The sequence below is a fragment of the Stenotrophomonas sp. TWI1151 genome, assembly GCF_039673135.1.
Taxonomy (GTDB): domain Bacteria; phylum Pseudomonadota; class Gammaproteobacteria; order Xanthomonadales; family Xanthomonadaceae; genus Stenotrophomonas.
This window is the reverse complement of the sequence record NZ_JBDJLA010000006.1, coordinates 32,836-51,592: the sequence shown is the minus strand read 5'-3', so window position 1 is coordinate 51,592 and position 18,757 is coordinate 32,836. Positions and strand designations below refer to the sequence as shown.

Below are 18,757 nucleotides of genomic sequence, written 5' to 3'. Positions count from 1 at the left end.
TGCCTGATCACGCGGCCGCCAGCGGGGTGCTGGCGCCGCCGCGCGAGCGCCGGGACTCAGTCCTCGGCGTTCTCGTCGCTGTCGGTGTCCGTGTCGACCGCGTCGTCCAGCGCGTCTTCGGAGGCGGCATTCACGCCTTCCAGACCGAGCGCGGCCGGCAGCAGCAGCGTACGCAGGACCTGGAAGATCTCGCGGTAGGCGCGCGGCGGCTTGTTCTTGGCCTTTTCGGCCTGGGCGTTGCGGACCAGCGTGCGCAGCTCCTGGCGGTCGGCATGCGGGTATTCGTCCAGCAGCGCGCCCAGCGCCTTGTCGCCGTCCTTGAGCAGGCGTTCGCGCCAGTCTTCCACGCGGTGCATGGTCGCCACTTCACGGCGCGAGGTCTCGCTGTTGGCATCCAGCGCATCGCGGATCGCATCCAGCACGGCGTCGTCTTCGCGACGCATGTGCTTGGCCAGGAACGCCAGCTGGCGCTTGTGGGCGATATGCGCGGTGATGCGCTTGGCCTCGGCGATGTGCGGCAGCAGATCCTCGGGCACCGGCAGGCGCGCCAGCTGGGCCGGGGTCAGCGAGACCAGCTTCTCGCCCAAGGCCAGCACGTCCAGCGCCGCCCGGCGGTTCTGGCTGCGGCTGATATCAAGGAATTCACCGGTTTCTTCGTCGCGTCCGCGCATCGTCTTATTTCCACATCCGTAAACTGTGCCGGCGTCGCGCCGGGCACTCACCTGTACAGGATAAAGCATTGAACGTGATCTCCCCTGAAGTCTCCCCGGCCGACGACAGCCTGCAGCGCCTGGAGCAGCTGGCCGACATCTCCCAGCGCCTGCTGGAGCGGGCCAAGGCCCTGGGCGCCAGCCAGGCCGAGGTCAGCTGCAGCGATGAGCGCGGCCTGGATGTGAATGTGCGCCTGGGCGAGGTCGAAACGGTCGAGTCCACCCGCGACCGCGGCATCGCCGTGACCGTCTACTTCGGCCAGCGCAAGGGCAGCGCCAGCACCGCCGACCTGCGCGAGAGCAGCCTGGAGTCGACCGTGGCCCAGGCCTGCGCGATCGCCCGCCACACCGAGGATGATGAGGCGGCCGGCCTGGCCGAGGCGGCCCTGATGGCCCGTGAATTCCCGGATCTGGACGGCTGGCACCCTTGGGAACTCAGCGCCGATGCGGCGCTGGATCTGGCCCTGGCCTGCGAAGCGGCCGGCCGTGAGGCCGACACCCGCATCAGCAATTCCGACGGTGCCTCGGCGGCGACCGCGCAGAGCCTGTCGGTGTATGCCAACTCGCACGGCTTCATCGGCCGCGAGCGCAGCAGCCACCACTCGATCGGCTGCGCGCTGATCGCCGGGCAGGGCGATGGCATGCAGCGCGACGGTTGGTACAGCAGCGCACTGGCCCGCGAAGATCTGGACGATGCCGCCTCGATCGGCCGCCGCGCCGCCGAGCGTACCGTGGCCCGCCTGGACCCGCGCTCGATGACCACGGCGCAGATGCCGGTGCTGTATTCGCCGGAGGTGGCCCGCTCGCTGATCGGCCATCTGCTCGGTGCCGTGTCCGGCGGCGCGTTGTACCGCCGCGCCAGCTTCCTGCTCGACAGCGTCGGCACGCGCCTGTTCCCGGACTGGTTCGGCATCGAAGAGCTGCCGCTGCTGCGCCGTGGGCTGCGCTCGGCAGCCTTCGATGGCGATGGCGTGGCCACCCGCAATTCTGCGCTGATCCGCGATGGCGTGCTGGAGCGCTACATCCTGGGCAGCTACTCGGCACGCAAGCTCGGCCTGCCGACCACCGCCAACGCCGGTGGCGTGCACAACCTCAAGGTCACCGCCAACGCGGGTGATCTGGTCTCCATTGCCCGGCAGATGGGCAATGGACTGCTGGTCACCGAACTGATGGGGCAGGGCGTCAACAGCGTCACCGGTGATTACTCGCGTGGTGCCGGCGGCTTCCGCGTGGAGAACGGCGAGATCAGCTACCCGGTGGACGGCATCACCATTGCCGGCAACCTCAAGGACATGTTCGCCAGCATCGAAGCGGTGGGCACCGACATCGACACGCGCTCGCACGTGCACACCGGTTCGATCCTTGTAGGACGAATGACCGTTGCCGGTAACGATTGACGTATTCTATGGAGGCTGCCCTGGCAGGCGGGGAGCCTGCCGCGTGCAATACCCATTACCTCGAACAAGGAGTTTCACGTGAGCGATTTCGATAACGTCACCACCCCGCCGCCGCCGGTGAGCGCACCGGCCCCGGCCGAACAGCGCACCATGGCCCTGGTGGCCCACCTGCTGGGTATCTTCACCTGGTTCCTCGGCCCGCTGATCATCTGGCTGATCAACAAAGACGACAGCAGCAAGCGCTTCGTCACCGATCAGGCCAAGGAAGCGCTGAACTTCCAGATCACGATCACCATCGCGATGCTGATCTGCATCGTGCTGACCATCGTCATCATCGGTGGCCTGCTGGCACCGATCGTCGGCCTGCTCAACGTGATCTTCTGCATCATCGCAGCGGTCAAGGCCAACAACGGCGAAGCCTACCGCTACCCGTTCGCACTGCGCCTGATCAAGTAATCGATCCGTAGCGCTGGAACGAAAAAACGCCCGGGATTCCCGGGCGCTTTTTTGTGTGCTGGCGCTGTAGAGCCACGCAATGCGTGGCTGACTGCACTATCGCTCAGTGATCCCGCTCAACCGCCAGCCTGGCCAGCGCACGCAGTGCATCGGCCGCCTCGCCATAGCCGGCCAGCCCGTCGAACATCTGCTCGCTCAGCGTGCGCAGATGCGCCTTGGCACCGTCCATGCCCAGCAGCGCCGGGAAGGTCGATTTGGCCTGTGCTTCGTCCTTGCCGGCGGTCTTGCCGAGCTGTTCGGAACTGGCTTCGACATCGAGGATGTCATCGCGCACCTGGAAGGCCAGGCCCAGCGCCGAGGCCACCGTATCCAGCGTCGCCAGATCCGCGGCAGGTGCCTGGCCACAAAGCGCGCCCATGCGAACCGCGGCGCGGATCAGCGCGCCGGTCTTGAGCGCATGCATGCGTTCCAGCGCCTGCAACGGCTGCTGATGGCCAGTGGCGTCGATATCCAAGGCCTGGCCGCCGCACATGCCGGCCGCGCCGGAGGCGTGCGCCAGGGTCTGCAGGCAATCCACGCGCAGCTGCGCTGGCAACGCCGCGTCGGCGATCAGGCTGAACGCGCGCGTCTGCAGGGCATCGCCGGCGAGGATCGCGGTGGCTTCATCGAAGGCGATATGCGTGGTCGGCCGGCCGCGCCGCAAGGCGTCGTCGTCCATCGCCGGCAGATCATCGTGCACCAGCGAATACGCATGGATCAGCTCCACCGCCATTGCCGGTGCATCCAGTGCGTTTTCGTCGGCGCCGAAGATCCGGCCGCCGGCATACACCAGCAACGGCCGCATGCGCTTGCCACCCCCGAGCACCGCATAACGCATCGCCTGATGCAGCCCGCGCGGGGCATCGGACGGGGAAGGCAGGCTGGCGTCGAGTTCGCTTTCGATACGGTCGCGCCAACGCGCGAACGTGGCCTCAACCGTCATGGCTGGGCGGGTCGAACGGTACGGCGGTGTCGGGCTGGGCCGGATCGCTGAGCAGGCGCACGCGCAGTTCGGCCTGTTCCAGCGCCTGCTGGCACTGGCGGTACAGGCCGACGCCACGTTCGTAGGCGCTGAGCGATTGTTCCAGGCTCAGTTCGCCGGTTTCCATCTTCTCCACCAGCTGCTCAAGCTCTTCCAGCGACTGCTCGAAATGGGCGACGGGGGAGGTTTCATTGGGGGACTTCTTTGCCATGCGCCAAGTGTGGGCTGCTGGCCCGGCGGGGTCAATTCACGCCGCGCCCGGGGTCCACTGCAACTGCGCATGATGGGCCTGCAACCACGGTTGCAATGCCGCCCCGATGACCCGGTCGCCTGCGGCCAGCAGGGTGTCTTCGTCGAACAGGAGCGGCAGCTGACGGCGCTGCCACGGCGGCAGGCCCTGCTGTTGCAGCAGGTCCTTGAGCGCATGGGAATGTGTGCGCCCGGGCAGCTGGATGCGTTCGCCGCCGCGGCGCGCGCGGATCTGCACGGGGCTATCGAAACCGGCGTCCGTGCCGAGCAGGCGCAGCTCGCCCCCATCGGGCAATGCCAGCGGCGCGCGGCCATCCCAATGCACGCTCCAGTCGGCTGGCAGGGCCAGGCTGGCAGAGAGCAGGTGCAGCTGCCCGCGCCAACGGCGGATACGCGCACCCTGCCAGGCGAACTGGGCATCGGCATGGTGCGCAGCCGGAAACAGTTCGCGCTCGACCGCCTCGACCCCGGCGGCTGGCAGCGGTGGCAGGCCACTGCCGCGCACCCAATGGCGCAGCAGGCGCGCACGTCGTTCCACCGGCTGGCGCATCAGCCGCGCGCAGTCGATCACGCCGGGGCCGACGCTGCAGCGTTCCAGCGCGTCGCGGTCGGCACTGTCGAGCAGATGTTGGGACTGCGCGCACAACGCCGCGCTGCGCGCGAAGGCGGCATCGGCCTGCGCCCAGCGCTGGCGAAGCTGCGGCAGTACCTGCAGGCGCAGGAAATTGCGGTCGGCATCGTCACTGGCGTTGCTGGGGTCTTCGATCCACTCCAGGCCTTCGGCCTGGGCATGCGCACGCAGGGTGCTGCGCGGAACCTCCAGCAACGGCCGCCATACGGTGCCGGCACCAAATGCGCTGGTGACCTGCATGGACGCCAATCCATCCACCCCGGAGCCACGCAGCGCCCGCAGCAGGAAGGTCTCGGCCTGGTCGTCGCGATGGTGGGCCAGCGCCAACTGTTCGCCCGGAAGCAGCTGCGAGGCGAACGCCTCACGGCGTGCATGCCGCGCGGCAGCTTCCGGCCCCTGTCCCTGATTGCGTTGCACCTGGACACGGAGCACCCGCAGCGGAATGTTCCAGCGCGCACACACCTGCGTGCAGTGCACGGTCCAGGCATCGGCCTGCTCCTGCAGGCCATGATGGACATGGATGGCGCGCAGCCCCGCGGTGCGCTGGGCCGCCGAGGTGGCCAGCCAGTGAAGCAGGACGGTCGAATCGAGCCCGCCGCTGAAGCCCACCAGCACGGGGCGGACGACAGAGGGCGGTGGCGGCAGCAGGGACGTCATGGGCAGTGCGATCTCAGGCAGACCGGCAGTATCGGTGCTGCGTAGCAACGATGCCACGCGCGGGGATCACGGCGCGTCGGCATCCATCGCCGGACGCCCCTGCCGATCGATGCGGTACCAGGTGCCACCGACCATCGCAATGTGGCCATGATCGTCCGGTGTGCCTGGTCGGCAGCCTTGGCAGACCCGGGCCACCCCGTCATCGAACGCCCAGCCGAAATCGAAGGTCGCCGGGAACACCTGGCGCAGCTGGGTATCGAAGTAGCCGATGCGCGCGCCCACGCGGCCGCGCACCAGCCCTTCCACCACGTAGTCCGGGCCGTTGTCGAAGGTGATCACCGGCAACTGGCGGCCATCGGCACGGACATAGTGGAAGCCACCGCCGGCGTAGACCGCTGCCAACCCGTCCTGGTCGTAGGGCAACGCCGCCAGCGCCGTGGCATCCAGCGCCAGACGCCCATCGCGCCACTGGCAACCGGCCAGCGGTTGCAGGCCATCTTCCTCGGTAAGCACGGTGCACGCGCTGCCGGTGCCCCCCCACGCCATGGCGGAGGCCAGCAGGCCGGCTGCCAGCAGCAGGAGCCGCACGTAGCGGCCCCTCTTCGTCGTGTTGCAGGTCGGCAGACGCATTACTTGCTGTCGCCGGCCTGGCGCTCGAACGCGGTCGGCTTGGGCAGCTCGACCGGCACGCCCTTGGCGTCGCAGGTGCCGGCCTCGCACAGGCGCTGGCGCAGGCGCGGGGTGGCCTGCACGATCATGTGGTAGATCGCGTTCTGCTCCATCGTGCCGCGCACTGCCTTGCTGCCCGGGCCACGTGCCCAGATGCCGACGTCTTCGCCGCCATGCGATTCGCTCTTGGCGGGTACCAGCGCTTCCTGCATGTAATCAGGATGCTCGGTATCCACCGCGGTCAGGTCCGGCCGGCCGGTGCTCGGATCGAAGCTGCTCGGGTTGTGCGGGTACCGCTTCGGGCCGACCGGCTGCTGGTTGGTGGCACCGGTGTAGCCCGGGCCGTTGGCGTAGGTCAGGGTGGTGTAGGGCAGGCCCAGGCCATCGCGGGCCAGGTCCAGCTTGCCGGCACCGTCTTCGCCGCCCTTGTCCTTCACCTTGCCCAGGATCGGGTTGCCACGTGCCGGGTAACCGACGAAGTTCAGCGTGTGCGAATGGTCGGCGGTGACGATGATCAGCGTGTCCTGGTCGGAGGTCGCCTCGACGGCCGCGCGCACCGCATCGGACATCGCCACCGTATCGGTCAGTGCGCGGTAGGCGTTGCCGCTGTGGTTGGCGTGATCGATGCGCGCGCCTTCCACCATCAGCACGTAGCCTTCCTGGTGGCGCGACAGGTTGGCGATCGCCGCCTGGGTCAGCTCGGCCAGGCTCGGCTCACCGGCCGGGTCGTCCTTGCGCTCGGCCTCGTAACGCATGTGGTCCGGCTCGAACAGGCCGAGGATCGCCGGGGCGTTCGCGGCGGCCTGCAGCTGTCTGGCGTTCCACACATAGGCACCCTGCGGGTGCGCCTGCTGCCACTCGGTCACCAGGCTGCGCCCGTCCAGGCGCTGGCCGACCTTGTCGTCATACTCCGGATCGCGTTCTTCGACCGTGGTGAATTCACCGCGGCCGCCGCCGAGGGCGACCAGCGGGCCGCGCCCGAAGCGCGAGGTCGACAACAGCTGCTGGGCGATATCGCGGCAGCCGGCGGCCTTGGCCTCGTCCGGCACGTCGGTGTCGTTTTCCCAGTTGCGCTCCGGCGAGTGTGCATAGGTCGCCGCCGGGGTGGCATGGGTCAGGCGCGCGGTGGAGACCACCCCGGTCGCCATGCCGGCGCTGTCAGCCAGCTGCAGCCAGGTCAGCAGCCCCTTGTTCAGGCTGTCGGCGCAGTCGTTGCGGGTGCCCGCACTGACGCCGATCGCGCCCATGTGGGTCTTCACGCCGGTGGTGATCGCGGTCATGGTGCCGGCCGAATCCGGCGTCTGCGAATCGATGTTGTAGGTCTTGCTGAACGCGGTGGCCGGGAAGCGCTCCCAGGTCAACAGGTTCTCCTCGCCCGGATGCCCGTTGCGCTGCCCCTCGAAGATGCGCGCCGCGGCCACCGTGGTCAGGCTCATGCCGTCACCCAGGAACAGGATGACGTTCTTGGCCTTGCCGTCCATCGCACCTGTGCTGGCCGCGCGCGCCGCACCGCTGCGGTACCACCACTGCGGGGTCTCCCCGGCGGGGTGGGCAATGGCCGGCACATCGACCTGGACCGCGCCGGCAGAGGCGCTGGAGGAGGGAGCGGTAGTGGCGCAGGCGCCAAGCAGCAGGGTGGTGACGGCAGCCACCAGAGGCGTGAAACGGGACATGGATGAATGCATCTCACATGTGAAACGGGCGTTCATTATGCAGAACGCCGCAAGGCACGCCGATGACACGCTGATTTTCCGTGTACGCCTCGTGCCACGGCCCCGCTTGGGGTAAGGTGCCTAGCTGTCAAATCATCTCTGGAACGCACATGAAGCTGGTCTCTGCCTGGCTGCGGATCCCCTTCTGGCAACGGGTCCTCGGCGGCTTCGTGCTGGGCGCACTGGCCGGCTGGCTGCTCGGCCCGGCGGCCGAAACCTGGTTCGGCCCGCTCGGCGATCTCTACGTCACCCTGATCAAGATGATCGCGGTGCCGCTGGTGTTCTTCGCCGTGATCAACGCCATTTCCTCGCTGCACGGGCAGAAGTCCGTGGCGGCCCTGGGCGGGCGCACCTTCCTGTGGTTCATCATCACCGCTGCCCTGGCCGTGTGCGTGGGCCTGGGTGTCGGCACCCTCATGCAGCCGGGCAGCGGCGCGCTCAGCCTGAGCATGGACCACGGCTACACCCCGCGCGAAGTACCCAGCGTGATCAAGGTGCTGATGGATGTCGTGCCCTCCAACGTCTTCTACGCGTTGACCGGCATCGGCACCCGCATCAATGGCGCCGGCGAAACCGTGCTGGCCGCGGGCCGCGGCTCGATCCTCCCGGTGATCTTCTTCGCCGGCCTGCTCGGCTTTGCCATGGTCAAGCTCGGCGACAAGGTCAGCGAGGCACGCAAGCTGACCGGGCAGATGAGCGAGATCATGATCCAGGTGACCCGCTTCGTGCTGGAGATCACCCCGCTGGGCACCTTCGGCCTGATCGCCGGCCTGGTCGGCAGCTACGGCTTTGAGAAACTGCTGCCGCTCGGCAACTTCGTGCTCGCCCTGTACATCGCCTGCGCCCTGCACATCGTCGTGGTCTACGGCAGCCTGCTGCTCATGCACGGCCTGAACCCGCTCAAGTTCTTCCGCGGCGCCGCCCCAGGCATGCAGGTCGCCTTCGTCAGCTCTTCCAGCTTCGCCGCCATGCCCGCCGCGATGCGCTCGATCACCCACAACCTCGGCGTCAACAAGGACTACGCCTCCTTCGCCGTCCCCCTCGGCGCCAGCATCAAGATGGACGGCTGCGGGGCGATCTATCCGGCCCTGTGCGCCGTCTTCATCGCCCAGTACACCGGCGTGCCGCTCACCCCCGAGCAGTACATCGTGGTCCTGATCGCCTCGGTCCTGGGCAGCTTCGGCACCGCCGGCGTCCCCGGCACCGCCGTCGTGATGGCCACCGTCGTCCTCAGCGCCGCCAATCTCCCGCTGGAAACCATCGGCTACCTCTACGCCATCGACCGCATCCTCGACATGATGCGCACCATGACCAACGTCACCGGCCAGATGCTGGTCCCGGTCATCGTCGCCAAGGAAACCGGCCTGCTCGACCGCGAGATCTACGACAACCCATCCACCAACCTCGGCGTGGATGAAGGCGAAGAACGAACGTCCTGATGCAGGCACGGACGCAGCACCCAAAGACCGGCGAGAGCCGGTCTTTTTTTGCTTGTGTGCAACTGCTTTCGCATCGTCGCTTCTTCCTGCCAAACAGGCAGATGTCTGGCGGGCTGGCGAGGCTTGGCATCGCCGGCCCTCACGACAAAGCGACTGGCTGAGGCTTTACAAGCAAACCCGGGGCGAGCCTGAATCCGCACCGTAACCCCCTGTATCACCCGGTGTAACACCCGTGATACACCCGCACCACGCTTGCCTCTCAGCGCAACGCCGTCCATCGCCAAACCTATTCATACGCACAAACGCTAACGCCGCTGTAACAGCAATGTTGCGTGCGATTAACCCGCGCCGCAGGAAAACCCCGGAAACACGGCCATTGGGAACTTGGCACGAATGCTGCTCCAACCCTCCGCATGTAATCGGGAGGTCGCCATGGACAGCGTTGCCGCACACCGCACACGACACACCACACTCTGGCTGCTCGCCGCCGCACTCATCCTGCCGGCCGCCGCCAACGCCTCCGGCGCACGCCAGGGCGTCAAAGCACAACCCGGCGAAATCGTCCTCCTGCGTGACGTCTCCGCACGGCCTGCGTACCGTCCTGCGCCCCCCGGCATGGCGCTTATCGCAGACCCCTCACCGCGCCGCGAAATCGGCCATGCCCTCGGCACCTCCACCGGCATGGATGAACTCAGCGATGACGATTACGCCTCGCTGGGCTCCAACACCGGCGCCGGCATTCCCCGCAACGCCACCACCATCGAACGCGTCACCGGCCATACGGTCAACGGCACGCTCGGCAAAGTGACCGACAGCGGCATGCTCTCCAGCGGCCAGTTCAGCAACACCATCGGCGGCCCCATGGGCGCCGTCGGCAACGCCACCCGCGGCATTGGCGACCAGGTGCGTGGCGCACTCGCCCAGTTCCCGCTCGGCCAGCCTGCGGGCGGGCCCGGCAAATGAACACCGTCCTGCGCATGGCACTGTTGACCAGCCTGGTGCTGGCTCCCTGGGCTGCACACGCCCAGCAGGGCAACGACTACGCCGCGATGCTCTCCTATCTCAACCAGAGCCGCATCGACGGCCGCACCCTGGCCGGCGCCGATGGCGCCATCACCGTCAACATGGCTGCCGGTGACCTGAACCAGCAGGCCAACCTGATGGGCATCGCCAACGGCCGCAACGCCCATATCCAGGTGGATGCACGCCAGCAGCAGTCCAACAACGTCAGCCTCGGCGACACCGCCATGGACGCCAGCGCCACGCTCGGTGGCCAGGCACTGAACGGCGCCAGTGGCGTCGCATCGATCAACCAGGCCAGCGGCAATGGCAACGCGACGCTCAACGTCGTCACCGCCACGCTGGCGCAACAGGGCATACGCGAAACGAACGACGAGGCTTTGGCCGCGTCGGGCGCACTCGCGTCAGCAGGGGGGCAGGGGGCCGTCAACAGCGGTCGGTCGGCCGGAACTCGCAGGGTGGCGGTCGAAGCCTCCGCGCTGCAGGGATTCGACGGCGTCCTGCAACTCAATCAGATCGCGGGATCCGGCAACGCCACCGCAAACCAACTGAGCATTTCGGTGCAGTCCACCCCGTGAGTAGTCACATCCACCCGATTGTCTGTGATGAGAGAGAGGGCACCATGAACACCAACATGAAACGGACCGTACTGGCCATCGCCGTCGCCGCTGCATCCGCCTCCGCCGGCGCCAATGGCTGGGGCAATGACCGCGACAACCAGAACCAGAGCGCCAACATCAACCACCTGCACAACGTGGCTGAAACGCGCACCAACACCAATACCGATACCAACACCGAAACCAATACCACCACCAACACCGATACCGATTCGCGCACCTGGAACCGGACCTGGAACAACACCCGCAACAACAACAGCACCACCAACACCACCATCAACGACAACGTGACGAGCAACACCAACGTCACCAGCAACCGCGACGTGACCAGCAACCGCAACGTCACCGAGAACGTCAGCAAGACCAGCAACATCCAGGCCGACGAACGCCAGGAAAAGAACAATCACGGCGTTGACGTGAACATCGAAAAGGACCTGCGCCTGAGCTCGGACATCAGCTTCTCGGGTGATCCGGAAATCACCGGTTCGATCGACATCGATTCGGCCGCCATCGCCGTCATCGACAACCGCCAGTCGGTCACCAACAATCTGGCCGGCAACACCCTGGTGACCAACAGCGCCTCGATCGCCGACGACGTCGGTGCCGATGCCTCGGGCAACCTGGGCTTCAACGTCGCCGCCGGTGACAACAACGCCCAGGACAATGCGGCGTCGCTGTCCGCGGCCGATGCGTCCTTCAGCTTCGGCATGGCCGATGCGGAAGTCTTCGTCAACCAGTTCGGCGGTGGCAACACCACCCTCAACTCCGGCGTGACCAACGCCGCGGGCCTGGGTGGCAATGCCTTCAGCGGCGCGTCCGGCAACATCGGTGCCAACGTCGCTTCCGGCAACAACAACGAGCAGAAGAACGCACTCGCCGCCTCGGTCGCCACCAGCGCCTATGCGACCTCGAGCATCAGCTCCAACCAGGTGTCCTCCGGCAACACCGTCAGCAACGCCGGCTACCTGCAGTCGATGACCGACACCGTGGACGTGAACCTGAGTGGTCGCGTTGCCGGTGCCACATTGGCCGTGGGTGCGGGCCGTTACAGCGGCACGGGTAGTGCCTACCAGAAAGACAACTACTACCTGGATACCTGGAGCGGCGCGCTGGATCACCCGAGCGGCAGCGAAACCGGTCATATCGACATGGATAGCGATATCCAGAATGCCACCGCCAACCCGAATCGTCCGGGCGTGGGCGGCATCGCGTTCGATACCGATGAGCGCGGCACCAGCCAGTTCGTTGAACTGGGCGTGGCCGATCTCTACGCGAGCCTGAGCGGCACCGTCTCCACCACCCGTTGGGTGAACGTGGATGCGACCAACACCGCGGCGCTGTCCGGCAGTGCGTTCTCCGGCGCCTCCGGCAACATCGGGGTGAACGTGGCCTCCGGTACCGGCAACCTGCAGGCCAACAGTCTGGCCCTGGCGGTTGCGCAGCCCTCCACCGGCGGCGGTGGCGGTGGCGGCGGTCCGGAACAGTAAGGTTGTCCGTTTTCGCAAGCAGTACGCGTTGAGCGCAACAAACCCGGTCATCCGCCAATGACCGGGCTCCCCGGGAGCCCCTGTCCCTTCTCCCCCTTGGGGCAGGGGCTCCTTCCTGAGCCGGAGTACTACATGTCCAGTCGTATGCGCACGTGGATGCTGGTGTGGGCCTTGTCGGTGCTGATGATGCCGATGGGCATCGTGCGTGCCGGCGACGTCGGCTTCAGTGGTGTGCTGCCCAACGGGGCGGTCCTCACCCAGCGCGTGGAAAGCATGCAGGAACGGCGCTTCCGCAATGTCGTACGGCAACACACAGATTACAGCTGTGGCGCAGCTGCCCTGGCCACGATCCTGCGCTACGCCTACCACCTGGAGGCCGATGAGAGCACGGTGATCGAAGGGATGATGGGGGTCTCGGATCCACAACTGGTCCACCAGCGCGGTTTCTCGCTGCTGGACATCAAGCGTTACGTCGAATCGATGGGCATGCGTGGGCGCGGCTACCGCGTCAATGAAGAGCGCCTGCGCTCACTGCGCGTGCCCGGGCTGGTGCTGATGGATGTGCGGGGCTTCCGCCACTTCGTGGTCCTCAAACAGGTCCGTGGCGATCTGGTGGATGTGGCCGACCCGATTCTGGGCAACCGCAGCATTCCCGTCAGCGAATTTCTCCAGGCGTGGCCGTCGCGCGCCGTGTTTGTCGTGATCGGCAGTGACTTCGATCGCAACACGGCGTTGCTGCAGCCCGGTGAACGGCCGAGTGCCCGTTCGCTGTACGCCAGGCAGGGGCCGATCACCGATGCGGAACTGGTCGATTTCGGATTCACCCATGCCGATCTGTTTTAAGGAGGCACCATGAACATCGCAACCTGGACGCCCGGCATCGTGTTGCTCGCCCTGCTGGGCATTGCGCCGGCGCATGCCGACGAGAGCCGGCCCGGCAAGGGATTGAGCGAAATCCCCGATCCGGAATTGAACCTCATGCGGGGCCGCTACACCGTCGGTGGCAACACCGTGGCGTGGTTCGGCGTCACCATGGTCTCGCAATGGCAGACCGCCGGCGGGCAGTCGGCACAGAGCGCGCTGAAGCTGGGCATGGACTTCAGCCACGGCGGCAGCACACCGAAGATCAGCTTCGCACCGAGCGTGAGCGTGACCGCTGCCGATGCACCGCTGCCGGTGACACCGGGGCGCAGTGTGGACTCCAGTGGCCTGCAGAACGTGGCCGGCCTCAGCCAGAGCATCCAGGTGGCCGGCGACGGCAACCTCGCCAGCAACGCCACCCAGCTGACCGTGCGCGATGGCGTGGCACCCACGCCCACCGGCGAGGGCGTGAACCTGGCCAGCGTGCAGCAGGGCGGTGTCAGTGCGCTGGCCCAGCTGGAAGGCAACACGGCCAAGGTGCAGTTGCAGATCGAGGGTGTCGGTGCGGTCCAGCAATGGATCCGCAATGGCAGCGTCGGCCAGAGCATCGCGCTGGGCAGTGATGGACAGTCGGTCACCAACCGGCTGCAGATCGACCTCGTGAGGCAATCGCTGGCCAACAACGTTCCGCTCAACCAGAACGTGGCGCAGGCGATGACGCTGGTACGCGGCGTAGGCATGGGGCCGGGCCAGTGATCCATCGGCCCGGCAGGGGGAGCGACAACACAACAGTGGGCCAAGGCAATGCACACGATGATCCGCGTAACACCGCTGGCGCTGGCGGCGCTGGCACTCATGGCGGCTGCGTCCGCCCAGGCACAGGCACAACAGCCGGCGCCCGATGACGCAGCCGACGTCAAGGCCTTGATGGCGCAGCTGGAAAGCCTGAAAGCCAATTACGCGCAGGAAGTACGGCGCCTGCGCGAGCTGGACATGCAGGTGCAGGCCATGCAGGCGCGGCTGACCGGCAAGACCGCGCCCGTCGCCGGTGCCGCACCTCCACCTCAACAGGCCTTGCCGGCTGGCACGCCTGCAGCGCCGGCCAGCGCCGACGGTTACGCCAGCTCGGCGGCCGAAGCGCAGCAGGCCAAACAGGAATCGCGGCGCAGCGTGGATGACGTCAAACAACAGCAGGCCGCGCTGTTCAGTCGCCGCTTCACGATCGAAAACAGCCTGTCCTACGCGCGCTATGACCGCAAGCAGCTCAGCCTCAACGGCTTCCTGGCGCTGGACGCGATCTTCCTGGGCAACATCGCCATCGAGAACGTCGAGTCGGACACGCTGACCTACAACCTGGCCGCGCGCTGGGGTGTCAGTCCGCGCCTTACCTTGAACCTGGATGTGCCCTACCTGGCTCGCAAGACCGTGTTCCAGAAGGGCGGTGCCGGCGGATCTGCCGCGGCCATCGCGCAGGAAGAGACGACCGGCAACGGCATCGGCGATGTTGGCGTGAGCGCCAACTATCGGTTGTTCGCCGAGCGGGGGCGGCTGCCGGAAACCGTGTTGACCGTGGGCGCGACCGCGCCGACCGGGCGTGCGCCGTATGGGCTGGACTGGAAGGTGCTCGAGCGCGATGACGATGACTTCATCCGCTTCGCCGTGCCCGAGCAGCAGCCCACCGGCAACGGGGTGTGGCAGGCCAACGTCGGGCTTTCCGCAGTGAAGACCGCCGATCCGGCGATCCTGTTCGCCAACATCGGTTACATCCATTCCTTCCCGCGCAGCTTCGATGACATCGACGCGAACCCGGATACCACCAACCCGGGGGATGTGAAGCTGGGCGGCTCGTACTACTTCGGTGCCGGCGTGGCGTTCGCCTTCAACGAGCGCACCAGCCTGAGCATCTCCTTCAGCGACAAGCTGAGCGCGCGCGCGTCCACGCGCTACAAGAACGGCCAGTGGCTGAAGGTGATCGGCAGTGACGCCAACGCGGGCACGCTGAACCTGGGCATCACCTACGCCCTCAACCAGAAGACCACCTTGGTGAGCCTGCTGGGTATCGGCCTGACCCCGGATGCACCGGACTTCACTCTGGCGTTCAAGGTGCCGTACAGTTTGTAGGCGCGCTGCGGAGGCTGCGACGCCACCGCTGAAGGTCAGCGCAGTTCGGGAAGCGCCAGCTGGTGCTTGCGGCACAGCCGGTAAACGGTCACCCGCGAGACCTGCATGTGGCGGGCGCAGGCGGTGATGTTGAAGTCGTTCTGGCGCAGGGCATGCAGCAGGGTTTCGCGTTCGGCGACCTGCTTTGCGCCGTGCAGGCCGTGCGCGGTGATGGGCAGCAGCGGCTGGCTCAACTCCAGGTCCGCGGCGGTGATCAGTTCGGCATCGCTGACGATCGCTGCACGCTGCACCCGGTTGAGCAGCTCGCGCACATTGCCCGGCCATGCAAAGCGCTCCAGCGCCTGGACGGCATCGGCGGTGAAGCCGCGCGCCCGGGTGACGTGGCGATGCCGGAAGCTGGCGAGAAAATGGTGGGCCAGCATCGCGATATCCGTGCCGCGCTCGCGCAGCGGTGGCAGGGGCAGGCGCAGCACGTTGAGCCGATAGAACAGATCGCGCCGGAAGTGGCCCTGTTCGACCGCGGCTTCAAGATCGACGTGAGTGGCTGCCAACACGCGCACATCCACCGCCAGCGGCCGGTTGCTGCCGACGCGTTCGACGGTGCCTTCCTGCAGTACACGCAGCAGATTGGTCTGCGCATCCAGCGGCAGGTCGCCGATCTCGTCCAGGAATACGGTGCCGCCACTGGCCGATTCGAACAGGCCCAGGCGCCGCGTTGCCGCACCGGTGAAGGCGCCCCGCTCGTGGCCGAACAGCTCGGACTGGACCAGCGCGGCCGGGATGGCGCCGCAGTTCACCGCCAGGAAGGGACGCGCGTGGCGCGCAGACAGTGCGTGCAGCGCCTGCGCCGCGAGTTCCTTGCCGGTGCCGGTTTCGCCGGTGATCAGTACCGGCAGGTCTACCGGTGCGTACTTGCGGATGGCCGCGCGGGTGACCTGCAGGACCGCGCTGTCGCCGATCAGGGACTGCGGGCCATGGGGCGCGGGCAGGGGGGCGGCGCCCGCCAGCTGCTGCAGTCGCTGTACGACGCGCGGCAGATCGATCGGGGCGGTATAGGTATCCACACAGGCGGCAAGCAGCGCATCCAGCACCGGCGAGGCGCGCAGCGGAGCCGCCGGCAACAACGCCAGCAGGCTCATGTGGCGGTGGTCGACCAGCAGCTGCTGCAGGTGGGCCAGATTGGCCGGGACCACGGTACGCAGGTCCAGCAGGCCGACGACCTGGTCGCTGCCGCGCATGCCGATGCCGGCGCACTGCTCGGGGGCGACGCCGCGCACCTGCCAGCCGGCCGCAGCCAGCGTCGCGCGTTCAAGCGCGAGGGGTTGCCCAAACCAGATCACACACCGGGCAGGAAAATCGGGGACAGCCGCCATGCGTCACCTTGTCGACGAGGATCACGGGCGGTGTCTGCTGCCTGATCGGTTGCCCAGGACGTGCCGCCCCACGTCCGGGTCCGTCCCCCGCCGCGGCGCGCGTGCGCCGGGCGTGTCGCCCGCTGGAAAACAGGCGGTGACAGAGAAAGGAACGCGGGTTGGGCCGGTCAGCGGCCATCGCCGGGCCCAACAAAAAAGGCCGCTGCAGGGCAGCGGCCTTCGATCCATGCGTTCAGCAGGGCCCGTCAGAGGTCGACGCGGCGGGCCTGCATGAACTTGCCGCCCCAGTAGCCGCTGACCAGGCTGTCGACGCGGACGTCCTTGCCGGTGCTCGGGGCATGCAGGAAGCGACCTTCGCCGACATAGATGCCGACGTGGTCGACCCGGCCCTTGCGGCCGAAGAACACCAGGTCGCCAGCCGCCAGGGCGTTGCGGTCATTGATCAGTTCGGCAGCGCCGTCATGGGCCATCTCGCGCGACACGCGCGGCAGCTCCACGCCCAGCGCGGTACGGAACACATAGCCGACCAGGCCGCTGCAGTCGAAACCACTGTCCGGCGAGGTGCCACCCCAGCGGTACGGGGTGCCGAGCAGGGTCATCGCACGGCGCAGCAGGGACTGGACCTTGCCGTTTTCGGCGGCGTCGCCGGCCACGGTAATGGCGCCGGTGCTGGCGTCGTAGTTGGCGAGCAGGCGGCTCAGGTCACCGGCGAACATCGCCGAGCGATCCATGAGCGGGATGGTGTCGTTGGCCGCCAGGTGCGGAAGCAGGGCGGCGAGGGTGGCGCTGGCAGCGGCATCAGCCTTGCTGCGGGCCGGCGCATCAGCCTTGGGCTTGGCCGGCGCGGAAGAATCGGGGGTGACAGTGACGGGGGGTGCAGCAACCTCGGGAGCGGTCGTCGGTGCGGACTGCGCCCAGGCCGGAAGGCTGGCCAGGCAGAGTGCTGCAGCGAGGAAAGCGGGGCGGGCGCGTCGCCGGGTGGCGGCGGTCTGGCCTTTGCACGTCAGGTCGTCTGTCGTCACGCGGCGGTCACTGAATAAAAACGATGGGTGATGATGCCGTGTAAGCGCAGTGATTAGGTACAAATTCCGTTAATTTTTCGTTTACAACTATGTGATGTACGTCACAAATTTGGACCTTACCCCTGTTCAGCTTAGTCAAGGACGCGTTTCGCCCCGGTGTAGTGGTCCTTCCAATAGGGACCGCCGAGCGAGTCCAGACGGACCGTGCCGCCGGTGCTGGGGGCGTGCACGAAGCGGCCTTCACCGACATAGATGCCGACATGGAAGACGTTGCCCTTGTTGCCGAAAAACACCAGATCGCCCGGCGCCAGGCGCTTGGGATCGATCTTCGGCCCCTGCACGGCGGCCAGATCGCGCGAGGTGCGCGGCAGCCGCAGATCGAGCATCTCGCGATAGACATAGGCGACCAGGCCGCTGCAGTCGAAGCCGGATTCCGGGGTGTTGCCGCCATAGCGATAGGGGGTGCCGACGAGTCCGATGGCGCGCATCAGCACCGCGTTGGCGGCCTGGGGGTCGTTCGGGGTCACGCTCGGCCATACCTGGGGGGAGGCGGGCGGCGGGGCCGGGCGGGTGGTCTTGCCGCCGCCACAGGCGCTCAGCAGGGCGATGATCGCCAGCAGGGCCAGGCGGCCGGGCAGGCGGGTCAGGCGCGAAACTGGCGTCATGTGCATGTTGTCCGGATAATGCGCGACCTTAGAAGGCCGTCATGATGGCGGCGTATCCGGCAGGCCACAACCCGCCTCACCCGTCTGCCCTCGGCAGTCTCCAGACCAGAGTTGCGCATGAAGATCGAAAAAGACCGCGTCGTCCGTTTCCATTACACCGTCGCCGAGCAGGGCCAGGAGCCGATCGAGAGCTCCAAGGACCGTGATCCGCTGGCGATCCTGATCGGCCACGGCAACATCATCCCGGGCCTGGAAAACGCCATGATGGACAAGGAAGCCGGCGCCACTTTCGAAGTGGACGTCAAGGCGACCGATGCCTACGGCGAGCGCCGCGAAGGCCTGACCCAGCGCGTGCCCAAGAAGCACTTCGGCACCAGCAAGCTGGTCCCGGGCCAGCAGGTCGTGCTGCAGACCAACTTCGGCCCGCGCGCGGTCACCGTTGAGAAGGTCGGCATGAGCGTGGTCGATGTCGACCTGAACCACCCGATGGCCGGCAAGGACCTGCACTTCAACGTCGAGATCGTCGACGTGCGCGAAGCCAGCAAGGAAGAAATCGAGCACGGCCACGTGCACGGCGACGGCGGCCACCAGCACTGAGTGCTGCAACCCCTGGTTGATCCAACGGCCCGCTTCGGCGGGCCGTTTTCGTT

At 67.0% G+C, this 18,757-nt stretch carries 19 protein-coding genes; 10 read left to right on the top strand and 9 right to left on the bottom strand.

Translation table 11 applies throughout. The annotated features are described in order from the left end of the window. Window positions 1–56: 56 nt before the first annotated feature. Window positions 57–671: a ribosome biogenesis factor YjgA gene (gene yjgA, locus ABE422_RS09310; RefSeq protein WP_313208921.1), complete on the bottom strand. Its 615-nt coding sequence runs from the start codon at window positions 669–671 to the stop codon at window positions 57–59. A 68-nt stretch (window positions 672–739) separates the two neighbouring features. On the opposite strand from yjgA, the gene pmbA reads away from it, so the two are divergent. Then, window positions 740–2,107: a metalloprotease PmbA gene (pmbA, locus tag ABE422_RS09305; RefSeq protein WP_313208922.1), complete on the top strand. Its 1,368-nt coding sequence runs from the start codon at window positions 740–742 to the stop codon at window positions 2,105–2,107. 78 nt (window positions 2,108–2,185) lie between these two features. Next, on the top strand, window positions 2,186–2,563 hold the full coding sequence (locus ABE422_RS09300) for a DUF4870 domain-containing protein (RefSeq protein ID WP_313208923.1): 378 nt from the start codon (window positions 2,186–2,188) through the stop codon (window positions 2,561–2,563). A gap of 103 nt (window positions 2,564–2,666) precedes the next feature. On the opposite strand, the gene ABE422_RS09295 is transcribed toward ABE422_RS09300, so the two are convergent. The 5 genes from ABE422_RS09295 to ABE422_RS09275 all read right to left on the bottom strand — a co-directional run bounded on the left by ABE422_RS09295 (window position 2,667) and on the right by ABE422_RS09275 (window position 7,463). Beyond that, window positions 2,667–3,545 (bottom strand): farnesyl diphosphate synthase, encoded by an 879-nt coding sequence (locus ABE422_RS09295; protein ID WP_346463009.1) that lies wholly within the window; start codon window positions 3,543–3,545, stop codon window positions 2,667–2,669. Next, the gene (locus ABE422_RS09290) at window positions 3,535–3,795 is read right to left on the bottom strand and encodes an exodeoxyribonuclease VII small subunit (protein WP_313219023.1); all 261 of its coding nucleotides are present in this window, start codon (window positions 3,793–3,795) and stop codon (window positions 3,535–3,537) included. The genes ABE422_RS09295 and ABE422_RS09290 overlap by 11 nt, the downstream gene beginning before the upstream one ends. 36 nt (window positions 3,796–3,831) lie before the next feature. Beyond that, the gene (gene tilS / locus ABE422_RS09285) at window positions 3,832–5,121 is read right to left on the bottom strand and encodes a tRNA lysidine(34) synthetase TilS (protein WP_346482857.1); all 1,290 of its coding nucleotides are present in this window, start codon (window positions 5,119–5,121) and stop codon (window positions 3,832–3,834) included. A gap of 66 nt (window positions 5,122–5,187) precedes the next feature. Beyond that, window positions 5,188–5,751, bottom strand: coding sequence for a WG repeat-containing protein (locus ABE422_RS09280; RefSeq protein WP_313219021.1), 564 nt, complete (start codon window positions 5,749–5,751; stop codon window positions 5,188–5,190). Next, complete coding sequence (locus ABE422_RS09275) at window positions 5,751–7,463, bottom strand: alkaline phosphatase (RefSeq protein ID WP_346482856.1); 1,713 nt, start codon at window positions 7,461–7,463, stop codon at window positions 5,751–5,753. The genes ABE422_RS09280 and ABE422_RS09275 overlap by 1 nt, the downstream gene beginning before the upstream one ends. Window positions 7,464–7,612: 149 nt before the next feature. On the opposite strand from ABE422_RS09275, the gene ABE422_RS09270 reads away from it, so the two are divergent. The 7 genes from ABE422_RS09270 to ABE422_RS09240 all read left to right on the top strand — a co-directional run bounded on the left by ABE422_RS09270 (window position 7,613) and on the right by ABE422_RS09240 (window position 15,047). Continuing rightward, the gene (locus ABE422_RS09270) at window positions 7,613–8,941 is read left to right on the top strand and encodes a dicarboxylate/amino acid:cation symporter (RefSeq protein ID WP_070470968.1); all 1,329 of its coding nucleotides are present in this window, start codon (window positions 7,613–7,615) and stop codon (window positions 8,939–8,941) included. Between the two features lie 432 nt (window positions 8,942–9,373). Beyond that, complete coding sequence (locus tag ABE422_RS09265; RefSeq protein WP_313208928.1) at window positions 9,374–9,904, top strand: hypothetical protein; 531 nt, start codon at window positions 9,374–9,376, stop codon at window positions 9,902–9,904. Further along, the gene (locus tag ABE422_RS09260; protein ID WP_313219018.1) at window positions 9,901–10,539 is read left to right on the top strand and encodes a hypothetical protein; all 639 of its coding nucleotides are present in this window, start codon (window positions 9,901–9,903) and stop codon (window positions 10,537–10,539) included. Before ABE422_RS09265 ends, ABE422_RS09260 begins: the two co-directional genes overlap by 4 nt. Before the next feature lie 56 nt (window positions 10,540–10,595). Beyond that, the gene (locus ABE422_RS09255) at window positions 10,596–12,065 is read left to right on the top strand and encodes an adhesin (RefSeq protein WP_313208930.1); all 1,470 of its coding nucleotides are present in this window, start codon (window positions 10,596–10,598) and stop codon (window positions 12,063–12,065) included. A 156-nt stretch (window positions 12,066–12,221) separates the two neighbouring features. Next, window positions 12,222–12,908, top strand: a complete 687-nt coding sequence (locus ABE422_RS09250; RefSeq protein ID WP_313209011.1) for a C39 family peptidase — start codon at window positions 12,222–12,224, stop codon at window positions 12,906–12,908. Between the two features lie 9 nt (window positions 12,909–12,917). Further along, window positions 12,918–13,682 carry a hypothetical protein gene (locus ABE422_RS09245; RefSeq protein WP_313208931.1) on the top strand — a complete coding sequence of 255 codons (765 nt, stop codon included), beginning with the start codon at window positions 12,918–12,920 and terminating at the stop codon, window positions 13,680–13,682. Between the two features lie 48 nt (window positions 13,683–13,730). Then, entirely contained in the window at window positions 13,731–15,047 is a 1,317-nt protein-coding gene (locus ABE422_RS09240; RefSeq protein ID WP_313208932.1) for a hypothetical protein, read from the top strand. A gap of 35 nt (window positions 15,048–15,082) precedes the next feature. Here ABE422_RS09240 and ABE422_RS09235 read toward each other — a convergent pair whose 3' ends face one another. The 3 genes from ABE422_RS09235 to ABE422_RS09225 all read right to left on the bottom strand — a co-directional run bounded on the left by ABE422_RS09235 (window position 15,083) and on the right by ABE422_RS09225 (window position 18,113). Continuing rightward, on the bottom strand, window positions 15,083–16,420 hold the full coding sequence (locus tag ABE422_RS09235) for a sigma-54 dependent transcriptional regulator (RefSeq protein ID WP_346481480.1): 1,338 nt from the start codon (window positions 16,418–16,420) through the stop codon (window positions 15,083–15,085). Window positions 16,421–16,665: 245 nt separating this feature from the next. After that, entirely contained in the window at window positions 16,666–17,427 is a 762-nt protein-coding gene (locus tag ABE422_RS09230) for a C40 family peptidase (protein WP_313209012.1), read from the bottom strand. A 146-nt stretch (window positions 17,428–17,573) separates the two neighbouring features. Beyond that, on the bottom strand, window positions 17,574–18,113 hold the full coding sequence (locus tag ABE422_RS09225) for a C40 family peptidase (RefSeq protein WP_346463003.1): 540 nt from the start codon (window positions 18,111–18,113) through the stop codon (window positions 17,574–17,576). A 111-nt stretch (window positions 18,114–18,224) separates the two neighbouring features. On the opposite strand from ABE422_RS09225, the gene ABE422_RS09220 reads away from it, so the two are divergent. Next, complete coding sequence (locus tag ABE422_RS09220; RefSeq protein WP_088433264.1) at window positions 18,225–18,704, top strand: peptidylprolyl isomerase; 480 nt, start codon at window positions 18,225–18,227, stop codon at window positions 18,702–18,704. Window positions 18,705–18,757: the final 53 nt, after the last annotated feature.

Excerpts from the sequence above, each read along its gene's own strand:
- yjgA (WP_313208921.1), bottom strand. The coding sequence starts at position 671 with ATGCGCGGACGCGACGAAGAAACCGGTGAATTCCTTGATATCAGCCGC.
- ABE422_RS09295 (WP_346463009.1), bottom strand. The coding sequence starts at position 3,545 with ATGACGGTTGAGGCCACGTTCGCGCGTTGGCGCGACCGTATCGAAAGC.
- ABE422_RS09290 (WP_313219023.1), bottom strand. The coding sequence starts at position 3,795 with ATGGCAAAGAAGTCCCCCAATGAAACCTCCCCCGTCGCCCATTTCGAG.
- tilS (WP_346482857.1), bottom strand. The coding sequence starts at position 5,121 with ATGACGTCCCTGCTGCCGCCACCGCCCTCTGTCGTCCGCCCCGTGCTG.
- ABE422_RS09280 (WP_313219021.1), bottom strand. The coding sequence starts at position 5,751 with ATGCGTCTGCCGACCTGCAACACGACGAAGAGGGGCCGCTACGTGCGG.
- ABE422_RS09275 (WP_346482856.1), bottom strand. The coding sequence starts at position 7,463 with ATGTCCCGTTTCACGCCTCTGGTGGCTGCCGTCACCACCCTGCTGCTT.
- ABE422_RS09270 (WP_070470968.1), top strand. The coding sequence starts at position 7,613 with ATGAAGCTGGTCTCTGCCTGGCTGCGGATCCCCTTCTGGCAACGGGTC.
- ABE422_RS09265 (WP_313208928.1), top strand. The coding sequence starts at position 9,374 with ATGGACAGCGTTGCCGCACACCGCACACGACACACCACACTCTGGCTG.
- ABE422_RS09260 (WP_313219018.1), top strand. The coding sequence starts at position 9,901 with ATGAACACCGTCCTGCGCATGGCACTGTTGACCAGCCTGGTGCTGGCT.
- ABE422_RS09255 (WP_313208930.1), top strand. The coding sequence starts at position 10,596 with ATGAAACGGACCGTACTGGCCATCGCCGTCGCCGCTGCATCCGCCTCC.
- ABE422_RS09250 (WP_313209011.1), top strand. The coding sequence starts at position 12,222 with ATGCTGGTGTGGGCCTTGTCGGTGCTGATGATGCCGATGGGCATCGTG.
- ABE422_RS09245 (WP_313208931.1), top strand. The coding sequence starts at position 12,918 with ATGAACATCGCAACCTGGACGCCCGGCATCGTGTTGCTCGCCCTGCTG.
- ABE422_RS09240 (WP_313208932.1), top strand. The coding sequence starts at position 13,731 with ATGCACACGATGATCCGCGTAACACCGCTGGCGCTGGCGGCGCTGGCA.
- ABE422_RS09235 (WP_346481480.1), bottom strand. The coding sequence starts at position 16,420 with ATGGCGGCTGTCCCCGATTTTCCTGCCCGGTGTGTGATCTGGTTTGGG.
- ABE422_RS09225 (WP_346463003.1), bottom strand. The coding sequence starts at position 18,113 with ATGCACATGACGCCAGTTTCGCGCCTGACCCGCCTGCCCGGCCGCCTG.
- ABE422_RS09220 (WP_088433264.1), top strand. The coding sequence starts at position 18,225 with ATGAAGATCGAAAAAGACCGCGTCGTCCGTTTCCATTACACCGTCGCC.